Raw genomic sequence first — 14,565 nt, forward strand, 5'->3', positions numbered from 1 at the left:
CCATCCCTGCTGGCGCGTGTTCTTGACCGAAAACCGGTTTCCACTTTTCGGGTACACGCGCCTACTCCGCCGCCTCGGCAAACCCGACAGAAGCCATCGGCCGGAATTCGTGCTTGTCCTTGCCCGAGACGCGTTCCGACCATGGATCGACCTGGGCGAATTTCTGCGAAAAAACGAAGCGGTCGTAATAGGCCTTGCGCTTGTCGCCATCGTCCATGATCTGGCGCTTGATCTCGGGGATGCCGATGCGCTTGGCCCATTTGTAGATGCGTTCGAGATAGCGGCCCTGTTCGCGGTACATCTGCGTCAGCGCCACGATATGCTCCAGCGCCTCATCCTCGGTCCTGACCAGGCCGAGGACTTCTGTGCCCTTGATGTCGAGGCCGGCGGCTCCGGCGAAGTGGATCTCGTAGCCACTGTCGACGCAGATGACGCCGACATCCTTGCAGGTCGCCTCGGCGCAGTTCCTCGGGCAGCCCGACACCGCCATTTTCACCTTGGCCGGGGTCCACGAACCCCACATGAATTTCTCGATGCGGATGCCCAAGCCGGTCGAATCCTGCGTGCCGAAGCGGCACCAGTCCGAACCGACGCAGGTCTTCACCGTGCGAAGACCCTTGGCGTAGGCATGGCCGGAGACGAAGCCGGCCTGGCCGAGATCGGCCCACACCGCTGGCAGATCCTCCTTGCGGATGCCCAGCATGTCGATGCGCTGGCCGCCGGTGACCTTGACCATCGGGATCTCGAACTTGTCGACGACATCGGCGATGGCGCGCAACTCCGCTGCATTGGTGACGCCGCCCCACATGCGTGGCACCACCGAATAGGTGCCGTCCTTCTGGATGTTGGCGTGGACGCGCTCGTTGATGAAGCGCGACTGGTAGTCGTCGGCGTAGTCGTTCGGCCAGTCGCAGACGAGATAGTAGTTGAGCGCCGGCCGGCATTTGGCGCAGCCGCAGGAGGTCGTCCATTCCAGTTCCTGCATGACGGCTGGAATGGTCTTCAAATGCTTGGCCTTGATCAGCCGGCGCACCTCGTCATGACCGAGCGTGGTGCAGCCGCACATCGGTTGCACGGCGGCCGGATTGTATTTGTCGCCGATGGTGAGCACCATCAGCTTCTCGACCAGTCCGGTGCAGGAGCCGCAGGAGGCCGAGGCCTTGGTGTGGGCCCTGACGTCGTCGAGCGAGGTCAGCCCCTTGGCCGTGATCGCGCCCGTGATTTTGCCCTTGCAGACGCCGTTGCAGCCACAGATTTCCGCATCATCCGGCAAGGCTGCAACGGCCGCCATAGGGTCCAGCGGGGCACCCCCTGGTAGGACTGGCCGAAGATCAACGTATCGCGCATCTGCGATATGTCGGTCTGTTTCTTCTTGAGGTCGTTGAACCAGGCGCCATCGGCCGTCTCGCCATAGAGCACGGTGCCGATGATGCGGTCGTCCTTCAGCACCAGCCGCTTGTAGACGCCGGCCGCGGCATCGCGCAGCACGATCTCCTGGCGGTCCTCGCCCTCGGCGAAGTCGCCGAGCGAGAACAGGTCGATGCCGGTGACCTTGAGCTTGGTCGGCGTGTCCATGTGGACGAACCCGGCTGCCTCGTCGCCGGCGAGCTGGCTGGCCGCGACACGCGCCATCTCGTAGAGCGGCGCCACCAGCCCGTAGACCATGCCGTTGACCTCGGCGCATTCGCCGAGCGCATAGATGTCGGGGTCGTTGCTGCGCATGCCGGCGTCGACGACGATGCCGCGATTGACGGCAATGCCCGCTTCTTTCGCCAGCGCCGCATTCGGCCGGATGCCGACCGCCATCACCACCAAAGTCGCTGGAATGACGGTGCCGTCGGCAAGCTCAATTTGCTCGACCTTGCCGTTGCCGGTGATCGCCTGGGTGTTGGCCTTGGTGATGACCTTGATGCCGCGTTCTTCCACCGCGCGCTGCAGGAGGTAGCCGGCGGCGGGGTCGAGCTGGCGTTCCATCAGCGTCGGCATGACGTGCAGGACGGTGACGTCCATGCCTTGCGCGTTCAGGCCGGCCGCGGCTTCGAGCCCAAGCAGGCCGCCGCCGATGACCACGGCCTTGGACCGCGACTGGGCAGCCAGCATCATCGCCTGGACGTCGTCGAGATCGCGATAGGTGAGCACGCCGGGCAGGTTGTGACCCGGCACCGGGATGATGAACGGTACCGAGCCGGTGGCGATGACGAGCTTGTCGTAAGGCTCGGTGACACCGTGGTCCGACGTGACGGTCTTGGCCGTGCGGTCGATGGCGACGATCTTGTGGCCTTTATACAGAGTGATGTTGTTGGCGATGTACCAGCCGTCGCCATGGATGATGATTTCCTCATAGGCCTTCTCGCCGGACAGCACCGGTGACAGCATGATGCGGTCGTAATTGACCCTGGGCTCGGCGTTGAAAATAGTGACGCTGTAGCGACCCGGCGCCTGCTCCAAAGGTGCTCCAGCATGCGCCCAGGGGCCATGCCGTTGCCGATGATGACGAGTTTTTTGCTCATTGGTCTACTCCGCGGCTTCGACGAAGCGGTGGCGTTCATAGAGGAATTTCAGCACCGCTTCGCGGCAGCGCAGGAAGGTGCGGTCGGAGGCGAGTTCGATGCGCCGGCGCGGGCGGGCCAGCGGCACCGGAAGCACCTCGCCGATGGTCGCCGCCGGGCCGTTGGTCATCATGACGATGCGGTCGGAAAGCAGCACCGCCTCGTCGACATCATGGGTGATCATGATCGTCGTCGAGCCGAGCCTGGAATGGATATCCATCACCGCGTCCTGGAGATGCGCGCGCGTCAGCGCGTCGAGCGCACCGAACGGCTCGTCGAGCAGCAGGATCTTGGGCTCCATGGCCAGAGCGCGCGCAATGCCGACGCGTTGCTTCATGCCGCCCGAAATCTCCGCCGGGCGTTTGTCCCTGGCATGCGCCATCTGCACGAGGTCGAGATTGCGCATGATCCAGTCATGCCGCTCGGCCTTGCTCTTGGAACGGCCAAAGACTTTCGAGACCGCGAGGTTGATGTTTTCATAGACGGTCAGCCAGGGCAGCAGCGAATGGTTCTGGAACACCACGGCGCGTTCGGGACCGGGGCTGTCGACCTCCTTGTCTTCGAGCAGCACGGCGCCGGCGGAGACATTGGTCAGACCGGCGATCAGGTTGAGCAAGGTCGACTTGCCGCAGCCGGAGTGGCCGATGATGGAGACGAATTCACTCTTGTCGATGGTCAGCCTTATGTCTTTCAGCACCTCGCTGACCTGGCCGCCGCGGGCAAAGGATTTGTCGATGTGGTCGAGCTTCAGATAGGCGGTCATCACGCTGTCCTCACTTTGCCGTCGTGCCGCGGGTGACGAAGGCGCCGACGGCCGCGACCAGCCGGTCGAGGCAGAAGCCGGTGACGCCGATATAGGCGAGCGCGACGATGATGTCGGGCAGCCGCGACGAGTTCCACGCGTCCCAGATGAAGAAGCCGATGCCGACGCCGCCGGTCAGCATTTCGGCGGCGACGATGGCGAGCCAGGACAAGCCGATGCCGATCCGCAGGCCGGTGAAGATGTAGGGTGCGGCGGCAGGCACCATGATCTTGACGAAGAATTCGAACGGGTTGAGCCGCAGGATGCGTGCGACGTTGCGGTAGTCCTGCGGGATGTTGCGCACGCCGACGGCGGTGTTGATGATGATCGGCCAGATCGAGGTGATGAAGATGACGAACAGCGCCGACGGGCTGGAATCGCGGAACGCCGCCAGCGACAGCGGGAGCCAGGCGAGCGGCGGCACGGTGCGCAGGATCTGGAACACCGGATCGAGGCCGCGCATCGCCCAGATCGACTGGCCGACCAGCGCGCCAAGCGCGACGCCGACGACCGCCGCCATGCCGAAGCCGATGGCAACACGCTGCAGCGAGATCAGCACCCGCCAGGCCAGCCCGATGTCCTGCGGGCCGTTGTTGAAGAACGGATGCGCGATCAGGTCGTAAGCTTCGTTCCATACCTGGCTCGGCGGCGGCAGGCTCGATGTCGGCGACGAGCAGGCGATCTGCCAAACGATCAGCATGAGGGCGATGACGACGGCCGGCGGCACCAGCGCGCTGGCCAGTTTGCCGGCAATCGCCATCGGATCGAAGCGGCGCCGCGCCTTGGCGGTGAAGGCGATGATCTCAGCCGGTTTGGGTGGCGCGGGGAACGCCTTCACCGTGGTGTCCTCAATAGTCTGTATCGACATGTCTGGGAAAAACTCCGTGGTCGGGATTTCGCGACAGCGGCGCAAGGGCCGTTGCCGCCGATCAAGCCGATGTCTTGATCTTCAAGCTGTCGAGATAGGCGGACGGGTTGGCCGGATCGAAGACCTTGCCGTCGAAGAAGGTCTCGACACCGCGCGAGGAGGATGACGGGATGTCGGCCGCCGCGACGCCGAGGTCCTTGGCCGCCTCGCGCCACAAATCCTCGCGGTTGACCTGATCGACCAGCGCCTTGACCTCGGTGGTCGGGGCGAATTTGCCCCAGCGTATGTTCTCGGCGATGAACCAGGAGTCGTGGCTTTTGAACGGATAGGAGACGCCGCCCTTCCAGAACTTCATATACAGATCGGTGCCGGTGGCGACGCGGCCATTGCCGTAGTTGATGTCGCCCTTGAGGCGGCCGATGATGTCGGCGACGGGCACGTTCATCCATTGCCGCTTGCCGATGATGGCGGCCATCTCATCCTTGTTCTCCTGGGCCTCGCACCATTGCTGGGCCTCCATGACGGCCATCAGGATCGCCTTGGTGGCGTTCGGATATTTCTCGATGAATTCGGCGCGCAGGCCGAGTGCCTTTTCCGGATGGCCCTTCCACAATTCGCCCGTCGTGGCGGCGGTGAAGCCGACGCCCTGGTGGACGAGCTGCTCGTTCCACGGCTCGCCGACGCAGAACACGTCCATGTTGCCGACCTTCATGTTGGCCACCATCTGCGGCGGCGGCACCACAATGGTCGAGACGTCCTTGTCGGGATCGATGCCGCCGGCGGCCAGCCAGTAGCGCAGCCACAGATCGTGCGTGCCGCCCGGGAAGGTCATGGCGGCTTTGATTTCCTTGCCGGCCGCCTTCTTGGCGGCGAAGGCGTCCCTCAACTTAGAGGAATCGAGGCCGACGCCGGTGGCGGCATATTCCTGCGCCACCGAAATGCCCTGGCAGTCGTAGTTGAGCCGCGCCACGATCGCCATCGGCAGAGGCTGGTTGTTCTGCGTCACCTTGCCGGTATGCATGAGATAGGGCAGCGGCGTCAGGATGTGGGCGCCGTCGATGCCGTTGGCGGCGCCGCCGAGCATCAGATTGTCACGCGTCGCGCCCCAGGAAGCCTGCTTGAGCACCTCGACATCGGGCATGCCGAACTTGGCGAACAGCCCCTTCTCCTTGGCGACCATTAGCGGTGCGGCATCGGTCAGCGCGATAAAGCCGAGCTTGGCGCCGGTGACTTCCGGCGCGGAAGTGGCAGCATAGGCGCCGGACGGGAAGAGCTTGCGGGCCGCCACGAACAGGCCGGCCGTCATCGCGCTGCTGACCAGAAAATCGCGACGTGTCACATCCTTGAGAGATGTTCCCGTCCCGATCCATTTCTTCATCGTCTTCTTCATCGTCGTCTCCGGTTGAACGCGATCCGCGCCGTCGATTGACCCAAAACAAAAAAGCCGCCGGCCAGGTCTTCGCGTCCGGAAATCCGGATCGCGTCTTGACCTGAGCGGCAGCTTTGCCTGTGGCGCCCGTCATTGGACGCCGGTTTCGTGACCCACGAAGGGCCTGTTTATTTCAAAGCAGGAACCGTGCCAGTTTTGGGGAGGAAGGAAAAATATCAATGAAATCAGCGATTAGCGCTCGTGAACGGCATACCAGGCGAAATGGCTGGCCGGCGAAGGGGTGCTCATTAGAGCAACCCTTCGCACAATATTTGTGCAATGCACAAGAATGGCGCAGAGATGATCAGGCCTCTGCGCGGGTCGATTTCTGGCGAGCGATGTAGGCGTCGATCTCGTCCGGGTCGAAGATCTGGCCGTCGAAGAAGCCGTCCGGCCCGAGCACCAGACCCGCCCCGGTCGCACCGACCGCGGTTGCGACCTTGAGCGCGCCCTCGACCTTCGAATTGGCACCGGGAAGTGCCACGCCCAGCGGCTTCAGCGCCGAGCGGTAGAGGTCGGGCCGGTAGCAATCCCGGGCGATGGCCAGATTGTCAGGCTTGTGCGCCACATGCCCCCAACGCACCATTTGCGTGTAGAACCATAGCGCATGGCTCCTCCACGGAAAATTCGCCGCCTTGTCGAAGGGCAGGAAGAAGTCGCCGATATCCAGCGCCGCCCCACCGCCCAATTGGAGATGGCCGGTCAGGATCGGCATCTGCACCGCCGGCGGCAGGCCGAGGAAACCGGGTTGCGCCATCACTGCGGCCAATTCGGCGTGGTTGGCCGGATCCTGGCACCAGCGCGCGGAATGATGCAGCGCGCGCAGCAGTGCGGCCAGAGCCTCGGGATTCTCGTCCGCCCAGGCCTTGCGGACGCCGACCACCTTCTCGGGGCTGTTGCGCCATATCTGCGCCTTGACCGTGACGATATGGCCGGTGCCGGCGGCGACCGCAGCGCTGTTCCAGGGCTCGCCGACGCAGTAGCCGTCGATGCGGCCTGCGGCCAGCGCGTCGGTCATGAACGGCGGCGGCACGATGACGATCTCGATCTCGCGCGAGGGATCGATGCCGCAGGCCGCAAGCCAGTAGCGCAGTTCGTAATTGTGCCCGGAGTGCGGATGCACCACGGCAAAACGCAGCGGCTCGCGACCCGCGGCCGCCCGCTCGCGGATGAATGCGCCAAGTGCCCCCCGGCGCGTGCCGGATCGAGATCGGGTTCGGCGCCATGCGCCGCCATGCCCGCCCAGACCGCGTTGGAGATGGTGACGCAATTGCCGCCGAGCCCGAGCGAGAACGGCACGATGGTCTCCGAGGCGAGCGGCGTCAGCCCGAGATTGCAGGCGAGCGGCATGGGCCCCAGCATATGCGCCAGATCGAAGTGGCCGATAGCGATGCGGTCGCGGATGTTGGCCCAGGACGTCTCGCGGTGCAGCGTGAGATCGATGCCTTCGCGTGCTGCGAAGCCGAGCTCGCTTGCGGCGACCAGCACGGCGCTGTCGAAGAGTGGCATGAAGCCAGCGGTGATCTGGTGCCTCATGCTCATTCGTCCTCCGCCGGTCCCAGCAGCCTGGCGGCAGTCACCAGGCTCTGGGCGATATCGCTGATCTTGCGGTTCTGGTTCATCGCCGTCTTGCGCAGCAGCGTGTAGGCCGCTTCTTCGCTCAGGCCGCGCGACTTCATCAGGATGCCCTTGGCACGGTCGACCACCTTGCGGCTCTCCAGTTCGCTGCGCGCCTCTTCCAGTTCGCGCGCCATACGCGAGAAGGCATTGAAGCGGCTGACCGCCATGTCCAGGATCGGTTTGACCCGCTCTTGCCTGAGGCCGTCGACGACATAGGCGGAAACGCCGGCATCGACCGCTGCCTCGATCGAGGCCTGGTCCGAGCGGTCGACGAACATGGCGATCGGCCGCTTCACGGCACGCGACAGCTGGAACATGTTTTCCAGCATGTCGCGGTTGGGGTTCTCAAGATCGATGACGATGACGTCGGGCGCGATCTCGGCGATCCGCCTCGCGATGCCGGTCACGTCGTGGATGACGGTGACCCGCTCATGGCCGGCCTCGCGCAAACCGGCCTCGATGATCGCGGCGCGGATGCGGTTTTCGTCGATCACCAGGACGGCTAGGGAGGATCGGACCATGCCAGGCATTGTGCTTAAACAGAAAAATTGTGCAATGCGGCATGGCGTGGTCAGCCGAATCAAACCACCCTATTCATACGTCACTGCCACCCGGCACGATGGCGACATGTCATGTGTGCGCCAGCGTCTGGTGCTTGAGTGGCACGCGCTTGAGGAGCGGGAAGCGTGGGACAGCTATGTGGACGGAGGTTCAGTCGAAGAAGCCCGCATCCTCTTCCCTGAGATATTTCCCGGCCGCTTCGGTGTCGATATCGAGGCCCAACCCCGGCGCTTCGAGCAGGTCCACCATGCTGTCCTTCACGATCCGTGGCGGCAGGCCGATGACGATGTCCTCCCACCAGGGGTCGGAGGCGCTCGGGTACTCGAAGGCGATGTAGTTGGCGGGCAAGGTGGCGCAGACGTTGATCAGCGCGCCGAGACCGAGCAGACCGTTCGCGGTGCCGTGCGGTGCCATCAGGATCGAGTGCATGTAGGCGTGCTCGGCGACCCATTTGAGTTCGGCGATGCCACCAATATCTGCGGGGTCTGGGCCGATGACGCGTACCGCCTGCGTTTCGATCAGTTCCTTGAAATTGTGCCGCAGGTAAATCTGCTCGCCGGTGTGGATCGGCGTCGAGGTGGAGGTCGTCAGCTCCCGATAGGCCTGCGGATTGACCCACGGCACATAGTCGCCGGTCAGCATGTCCTCGAGCCACATCAAATTGTACTTCTCGACCGCGCGAGCGAACTTGATCGCATCGGGCAGCATCCAGCCGGGGCCGCAGTCGAGCGCGAGGCTGACCTTGTCGCCCAGCACTTCCTTCATTGCGATCACGCAATCGAGCATGTGGTTGAAACCGCGCTCGCTGATCACGCCCTGGTCCATGGCACCGTGGTAACCGGCCTTCTTCTGCGTCACGCCATAATGGAAGTCCTCGATGCTGTCCTTCATGTTGGAATGGAACGAGATTCCTGCTTGACCATGAAGAAGTTCTGCGGCTGCTCCATCATCCATTTGACGTCGGCGGCGTAGTCCTCCGGCCGGTCGCCCGTGCGTTTCCGGCGGATCGATCCATTGTAGACGCGCACCTTGTCGCGCACCTTGCCGCCGAGCAGTTTGTGGGCCGGCACGCCTGCGGCCTTGCCGGCAATGTCCCACAGCGCGTGCTCGATAGCGCTCACCGCCGCGCCATAGGGCTTGAACGAGCCGCGCTGGCGGATCTTCAGCATCACCCGCTCGACATCGGTCGGATCCTCGCCGATCAACGCCTCGCGGAAATGCAGCACGAAGGGCTTGAGATAGCTTTTGGTATACTCGACTTCGCCCAGGCCATAGAGGCCTTCGTCGGTGACGACGCGAACAATCGGATGTTTGCCGATGACGGCGCAGCGCAGGTCGGTGATCTTCATGATGTCCTCTATTTCACCGACGAGAAGGCGGTTGGCGCGAGAAACTGGCTGGAAATATTGGCCAGGATCGGACCATCGCGCTCGGACTCGTCGCGGACCTTGAGCCACGCCGGATCGGTGGTGAAAGCCTTCCATTTCACTTCGCGCTCGGCAAGGGAGTCCCAGGCGACGAAATAGGTCAGTCGATTGCTGCTTTCGCCGACCACCGTGGTGAAGAACCCAGCCTGGCGAATGCCGTGCTTATCCCACAGCGCCAAGGTATGGTCGTTGAAACGCTTGAGCAGCGCCGGCAACCGGCTCGGCAGGCAGTCGTAAATGCGAAGTTCGTAGATCATGGTCGATCCTTCTGTTCACCTCTCCCCCAAAGGGAGAGATGTAGGGTCAGCTCCAGGTGCGGTCCCAGGAATATTCATCGTCCCAGTGATCGGTCGGCTGCCAGATGCCGGTGACGCCGGGCTGTAGGTGCTGGCTGATTACTTCGTCGACGACGTCGTCGATGCCCAGGCCCGGCTTGTCGGGGACGGTGATGAAGCCGTCCTTGACCAGCGGCTTGGGCAGACCGGTGACGATGTCGTCCCACCAGTCCACTTCGACGCTGTGATATTCGAGCGCCATGAAGTTTTCCGTCGCCACCGCTACATGCGCGGCGGCCATCGCGGCGATCGGGCTTTCCGCCATGTGGATAGCCATGGCGACGCCATGGTCCTGCGCCGCGTCGCCGATCTTCTTGGTCTCGAGGATGCCACCCGAAGTAAGCAGGTCCGGATGGATGACCGAGATGCCGGCCTTGAGCAGCGGCTCGAAGCCTTCCTTGAGGTAGATGTCCTCACCCGTGCAGATCGGCACCGACGTCGCCTGCTGCAGCTGGCGATAATGCTCGGTATACTGCCAGGGGACCACGTCCTCGAGCCAGGCCGGAGCATATTTCTCGATCCGCCGGGCGAGCCGGATGCCGTCCTGCAGCGAGATGTGGCCGACATGGTCGATGGCGAGCGGGATCTCGTAGCCGATCACCTCGCGGACCTCGTGGATATATCGGTCGAGCAGGTCGATGCCCTTTTCGGTGAAATGGAGGCCGGTGAAGGGATGCGGCACGTTCTGCGCGTCATAGGCGGCGTTGCGCGCCCGGCGTTCGTCCAGCGTGCGTGCCCGGGCGCGGCTGGCATGAGTGCGCAAACCGTCGAGCACACCAGCGGGCGCGACCACCGCGCCCGGGATATGGGCGATTTGCATCAAGCCCAAGTCCATCTTCAAAAAGGTGAAACCGAGATCCATCCGCGCCTTGAGCCGCTTGCCGGTCTCGGTGCCGCTCGGCTTCTCGGCGTCGGTATCGCAATAGACGCGCAAGCGATCGCGAAACTTGCCGCCGAGCATCTGGTAGATCGGGACGCCATAGGCCTTGCCGGCGAGATCCCAGAGCGCGATCTCGACCGCCGAGACGCCACCGCCTTGCCGCCCGTGACCGCCGAACTGCTTGATGCGGCGAAACAGGCGATCGATGTCGCAAGGATTTTCGCCAAGCAACCGGCTCTTCAGCATCAGCGCGTAGGTGGCGCTGGCGCCGTCGCGCACCTCGCCAAGACCCACGATGCCCTGGTTTGTGTAGATCTTGAGCAGCGCCGATGTGAACGGTGCGCCAACGATTTCGGCCACCCGCATGTCGGTGATGCGGAGATCGGATGGTATGGAGTTGGTGTTGACCCGATTGAGAGCCTCTCCGGCTCCACCCGTCTTTGGCATGACTTGTCCTCGTTCTGATCGGCGGGGCTTGTCGCTGGGCGCTGCTAGCCCAGCTCGATCTCGTGGGCCTGCAGGTAGTCGCGATTCATCTCAACCCCGAGACCTGGCTTGGACGTCAGCTTGAGGCTGCCGTTTGAAACGTCGAGCGGTCTGTCGATGAGGTGATCATATTTGCCCAGGTTCCACTCCGACGTTTCGAGCTTGTAGAAGTTGGGAACGGTCATCATCACCTGCGCTCCCGCAACCACGTTGATCGGGCCCGCCGCGTCGTGCGGCGAGACCGGGATGTAATAGGCTTCGCATAGGGCGGAAATCTTCTTGAGCTCGGTAATGCCGCCGGTCCAGGTGACGTCGGGCATGATGTAGTCGGCGAGCTTGTTCTCGAGCACCGGCACGAAATCCCACTTCGTGTGGCCGCGCTCGCCCCATGAGATGGCGGCACTGACCTTCTCACGCACCTGCTTGAGGGCGTTGAGGCTCTCGGGCGGGCACGGCTCCTCGAACCAGTCGATCTGGCCGGCTTCCTCGAGGCTACGGCAGAGGCGAATGGCGGTCGGAACGTCGAAGCGGCCATGCGCATCGATGAGGATGTCGACATCAGGACCTGCCGTTTCGCGGATCAGAGCCGTGAGCTCGGCCGCCTCGCGCTCGTCTTTTCGAGTCATGCTGCCATCGAGGTAGCCGTCGCGCTGTTCGCGGGACAAGCCATCGGCGGTGCGGCCCTGGTGGGGAAACGGATCGAACTTGAGCCCGGTATGTCCGGACTCGACGATGTCTCGAATTTCGCGGACCACCGCCTCCTTGCTGGTAAACTTGCGCTGGTTGGGATGGGTGTAGAGTGCGATCTCATCGCGCACCGGTCCGCCCAGCAGCTCGTAAATCGGCTTACCGAGAACTTTGCCCCTGATGTCCCAGAGCGCTATATCGATGGCGCTCACGCATTCGACTGCGGCGCCGCGGCTTCCCATGTAGGTAAAGCTGCGGAAAATCTTATGCCATAGATGCTCGATACGAGCGGGATCCTCGCCAGCCACGGCGATGCCGATCTGCCGCAGGATCGTGCAGAGCGCGCGGTTGGCCAGCTTGGTCGTGGTGGTGATCTCGCCCCAGCCGCTCACCCCCTCGTCGGTCGTCACTTCGACGAACAGATACTCACCCCAATATGAAGCATCGGACTTGATCAGCCACGGCCGAATGCTCGTGATTTTCATCTCAACTACCTCTGTCTGAATGGCTGGACAAACGATGTCCTGGATTGGTTATCCAGCCCGGGCTGCGCTACGCGCGCGCATGTGTTCGAGGACATGCCGGCCGGAGCCCTCGACATGGCGCGCAATGAGTTCGGCTGCCTCGTCCGCATTTCCCGCTTTTACATGGGCGATGAGCTCGCGGTGCTCGCGAAGGATCGCCGCACGCCGGGCAAGCGTGAAGTTGAAACGCCGGCTCACCGCTCGCAGGACTTCGCGATGCTTCCACCAGAGTTCGGCGGCATGGCGATTGTAGTGCCTCTGGTACATCACGGTGTGAAAGGCGGTATCCAGCTCGCTGTGCCTGAAGGTGTCGGCGAAGTTGTTCTCTTCGATCAACCCTTGGAGACGTTCGAGTTCGGCGATGTCTTCGTCGGTGGCCATGCTCACAAACCATCGCGTCAGGGCTGGCTCGATCAGAACACCGATCTCGTAGATATCGCGGACGAAATCCTGATCTATGGGGCGGACGCGCGCCCCGCGGTTGGCGACGAAGGTGACGAAGCCCTCCCCGCGCAAAAGCTGCAGCGCCTCACGCACGGGATTGGTCGAGGTGCCGTGACGCCGGGCGAGATCGGTGACCACAAGCCGTTCGTTGGCGGCGAGCCGCCCCTCGATGATGTCGTCTCTGATCAACTCATAAAGCGAGGCGCCCTCGCTCGATGCCCCAAGAGGATCGATCCCCTCAGGTGGCTCTGCTTTGAATTCGCTCGTTTCGGCCAAAGCCGGCTCCCCAAATTAATACACACCTTGCCCGATATCACACACGGCTTTCACAAACAATGTACGATCCGGTGCGTTGACAGGCAATCGGCGATCTGAAAACGTACTAAGTGATCGAGAGGATACACTGTGCCGAAAAGGCATCCTCGCGGTCGCAGGGCGGAGAACCAGGGAGGATACCTATGACGAGGATAACGCTCGGCAGTGCGGTCCTGCGCGGCACTGTCGCCGGTGTTTTGACGGCATCGCTGATGTCCACATCTGCGCTGGGTGCGCCGCCGGTCGACCTCAGCAAGTGGTCGCCGGAATATGTGCGCTCAATCGCGGGAACACAGGACTTTGACACGGCAGGCGATTGCGCCAAGGTCACCCCGCTCGACTACAAGGGGCGACTGACGTTCTGGTATCAGGGCGTGTTCGAGGGCGACCCTGACCTCCTGCGTCAATACTACAAGGATTTCTTCGAAACCTTCCGCAAGACCTACCCGAACATCCAGCTTGAGGAAGAAGCCCTCACCTACAACGATCTCCTGGACAAGTTCCGCACGGCGCTGCTTGGCAACGCCGCGCCAATGGCGGTGCGCCTGCAAATCCTGGGTGGCACCGAGTTCGCTTCAAAGGGCTATCTGCAACCGCTCAAGCCCGAGGACGTGGGATATTCGACCGAGGATTTCTGGCCCGGCGCCATGAAGGCCGTGACCTGGGATGGCGTGACCTACGGCGTTCCGACCAACAACGAAACGATGGCCTTCATCTGGAATGCCGACATCTTCAAGCGCGCGGGCCTCGATCCGGACAAGGCTCCGGCAACCTGGGACGATGTGGTCAAGTACTCCAAGCAGATCCACGACAAGCTCGGCATCGCCGGCTACGGTCTCGTGGCTCGAAAGAATGCGGGCAATACGCCGTACCGCTTCATGCCGCAGCTGTGGGCCTATGGCGGCGGCGTCTTCGACGAAGCCACGGCGAACCCGACCTACAAGGATATCGAACTCAACAGCCCACAGAGCAAGGCCGCGCTGCAAGCGTCTTACGACATGTATGTTCGCGACAAGTCGGTCCCGGTTTCGGCGCTCACCAACCAGCAGGCCGACAACCAGCCGCTGTTCCTTGCCGGCCAGCTCGGCATGATGATCTCGCACCCGTCCGACTACAATGTCATGCTCGACTTGCAGAAGAAGGCGACGGGCACCGACAAGGACAAGGCGCAGACCGTCATCGACAACATGCGCTACGGCCTGATACCGACCGGCCCCGACGGGAAGCGCGCAGTCGTCTTCGGCGGCTCCAACATTCACATCCTGAAGCCCGAATATGTCGACGGCGGCAAAGTAGACGAGCCGGCCGCAAAGGCCTTGATCTGCATGTGGACCAGCCCGGAATGGTCGCTGAAGATGGCCTATGCCGGCTCGAACCCGGGCAATCTCAATGGCTTCAAGACCAAATGGATGAAGGAACGTTTGGACAGCATCAAGTTCCTCGATGTCACCACTTCGATGCTGCCATACGGCATCCCGTTCCCGGCGCTGCCGCAGTCCCCCGAGATTATGAACATCATCATACCGGACATGCTCCAGAATGCCCTTACCGGGGCAATGACCGTCGATCAGTCAGCGGACGACGCGGCCAAGAAGGTGAAAGACCTGATGGGCGGCGGGCTCTAGTCGCGACCTGACC

9 protein-coding genes and 3 pseudogenes are annotated in these 14,565 nt (G+C 62.8%); 1 reads left to right on the forward strand and 11 read right to left on the reverse strand.

The window, feature by feature from the left end:
• Positions 1-61: 61 nt before the first annotated feature.
• The 11 genes and pseudogenes from nirB to ACVDG8_RS11420 all read right to left on the reverse strand — a co-directional run bounded on the left by nirB (position 62) and on the right by ACVDG8_RS11420 (position 12,888).
• Positions 62-2,510, reverse strand: a pseudogene (gene nirB, locus ACVDG8_RS11370) (nitrite reductase large subunit NirB).
• A 4-nt stretch (positions 2,511-2,514) separates the two neighbouring features.
• Entirely contained in the window at positions 2,515-3,312 is a 798-nt protein-coding gene (locus ACVDG8_RS11375) for an ABC transporter ATP-binding protein (RefSeq protein WP_447254800.1), read from the reverse strand.
• A gap of 10 nt (positions 3,313-3,322) precedes the next feature.
• The gene (ntrB, locus tag ACVDG8_RS11380; protein WP_447254801.1) at positions 3,323-4,219 is read right to left on the reverse strand and encodes a nitrate ABC transporter permease; all 897 of its coding nucleotides are present in this window, start codon (positions 4,217-4,219) and stop codon (positions 3,323-3,325) included.
• Positions 4,220-4,280: 61 nt separating this feature from the next.
• The gene (locus ACVDG8_RS11385) at positions 4,281-5,597 is read right to left on the reverse strand and encodes a CmpA/NrtA family ABC transporter substrate-binding protein (protein WP_447257307.1); all 1,317 of its coding nucleotides are present in this window, start codon (positions 5,595-5,597) and stop codon (positions 4,281-4,283) included.
• 355 nt (positions 5,598-5,952) lie between these two features.
• A pseudogene (locus ACVDG8_RS11390) lies at positions 5,953-7,190 on the reverse strand (CmpA/NrtA family ABC transporter substrate-binding protein).
• Positions 7,187-7,789 carry an ANTAR domain-containing response regulator gene (locus ACVDG8_RS11395; RefSeq protein WP_447254803.1) on the reverse strand — a complete coding sequence of 201 codons (603 nt, stop codon included), beginning with the start codon at positions 7,787-7,789 and terminating at the stop codon, positions 7,187-7,189. Before ACVDG8_RS11395 ends, ACVDG8_RS11390 begins: the two are co-directional and overlap by 4 nt.
• 190 nt (positions 7,790-7,979) lie before the next feature.
• A pseudogene (locus tag ACVDG8_RS11400) lies at positions 7,980-9,178 on the reverse strand (mandelate racemase/muconate lactonizing enzyme family protein).
• A gap of 8 nt (positions 9,179-9,186) precedes the next feature.
• Positions 9,187-9,513 (reverse strand): NIPSNAP family protein, encoded by a 327-nt coding sequence (locus tag ACVDG8_RS11405; protein ID WP_447254805.1) that lies wholly within the window; start codon positions 9,511-9,513, stop codon positions 9,187-9,189.
• Positions 9,514-9,559: 46 nt separating this feature from the next.
• Positions 9,560-10,918, reverse strand: a complete 1,359-nt coding sequence (locus tag ACVDG8_RS11410) for a mandelate racemase/muconate lactonizing enzyme family protein (RefSeq protein ID WP_447254806.1) — start codon at positions 10,916-10,918, stop codon at positions 9,560-9,562.
• 44 nt (positions 10,919-10,962) lie between these two features.
• Positions 10,963-12,129, reverse strand: coding sequence for a mandelate racemase/muconate lactonizing enzyme family protein (locus ACVDG8_RS11415; RefSeq protein ID WP_455707691.1), 1,167 nt, complete (start codon positions 12,127-12,129; stop codon positions 10,963-10,965).
• A 48-nt stretch (positions 12,130-12,177) separates the two neighbouring features.
• Positions 12,178-12,888, reverse strand: coding sequence for a GntR family transcriptional regulator (locus ACVDG8_RS11420; protein ID WP_447254807.1), 711 nt, complete (start codon positions 12,886-12,888; stop codon positions 12,178-12,180).
• A 182-nt stretch (positions 12,889-13,070) separates the two neighbouring features.
• Here ACVDG8_RS11420 and ACVDG8_RS11425 point away from each other — a divergent pair, with 182 nt between their 5' ends.
• On the forward strand, positions 13,071-14,552 hold the full coding sequence (locus ACVDG8_RS11425) for an ABC transporter substrate-binding protein (RefSeq protein WP_447254808.1): 1,482 nt from the start codon (positions 13,071-13,073) through the stop codon (positions 14,550-14,552).
• Positions 14,553-14,565 lie beyond the last annotated feature (13 nt).

This window comes from Mesorhizobium sp. ORM8.1, assembly GCF_053005525.2.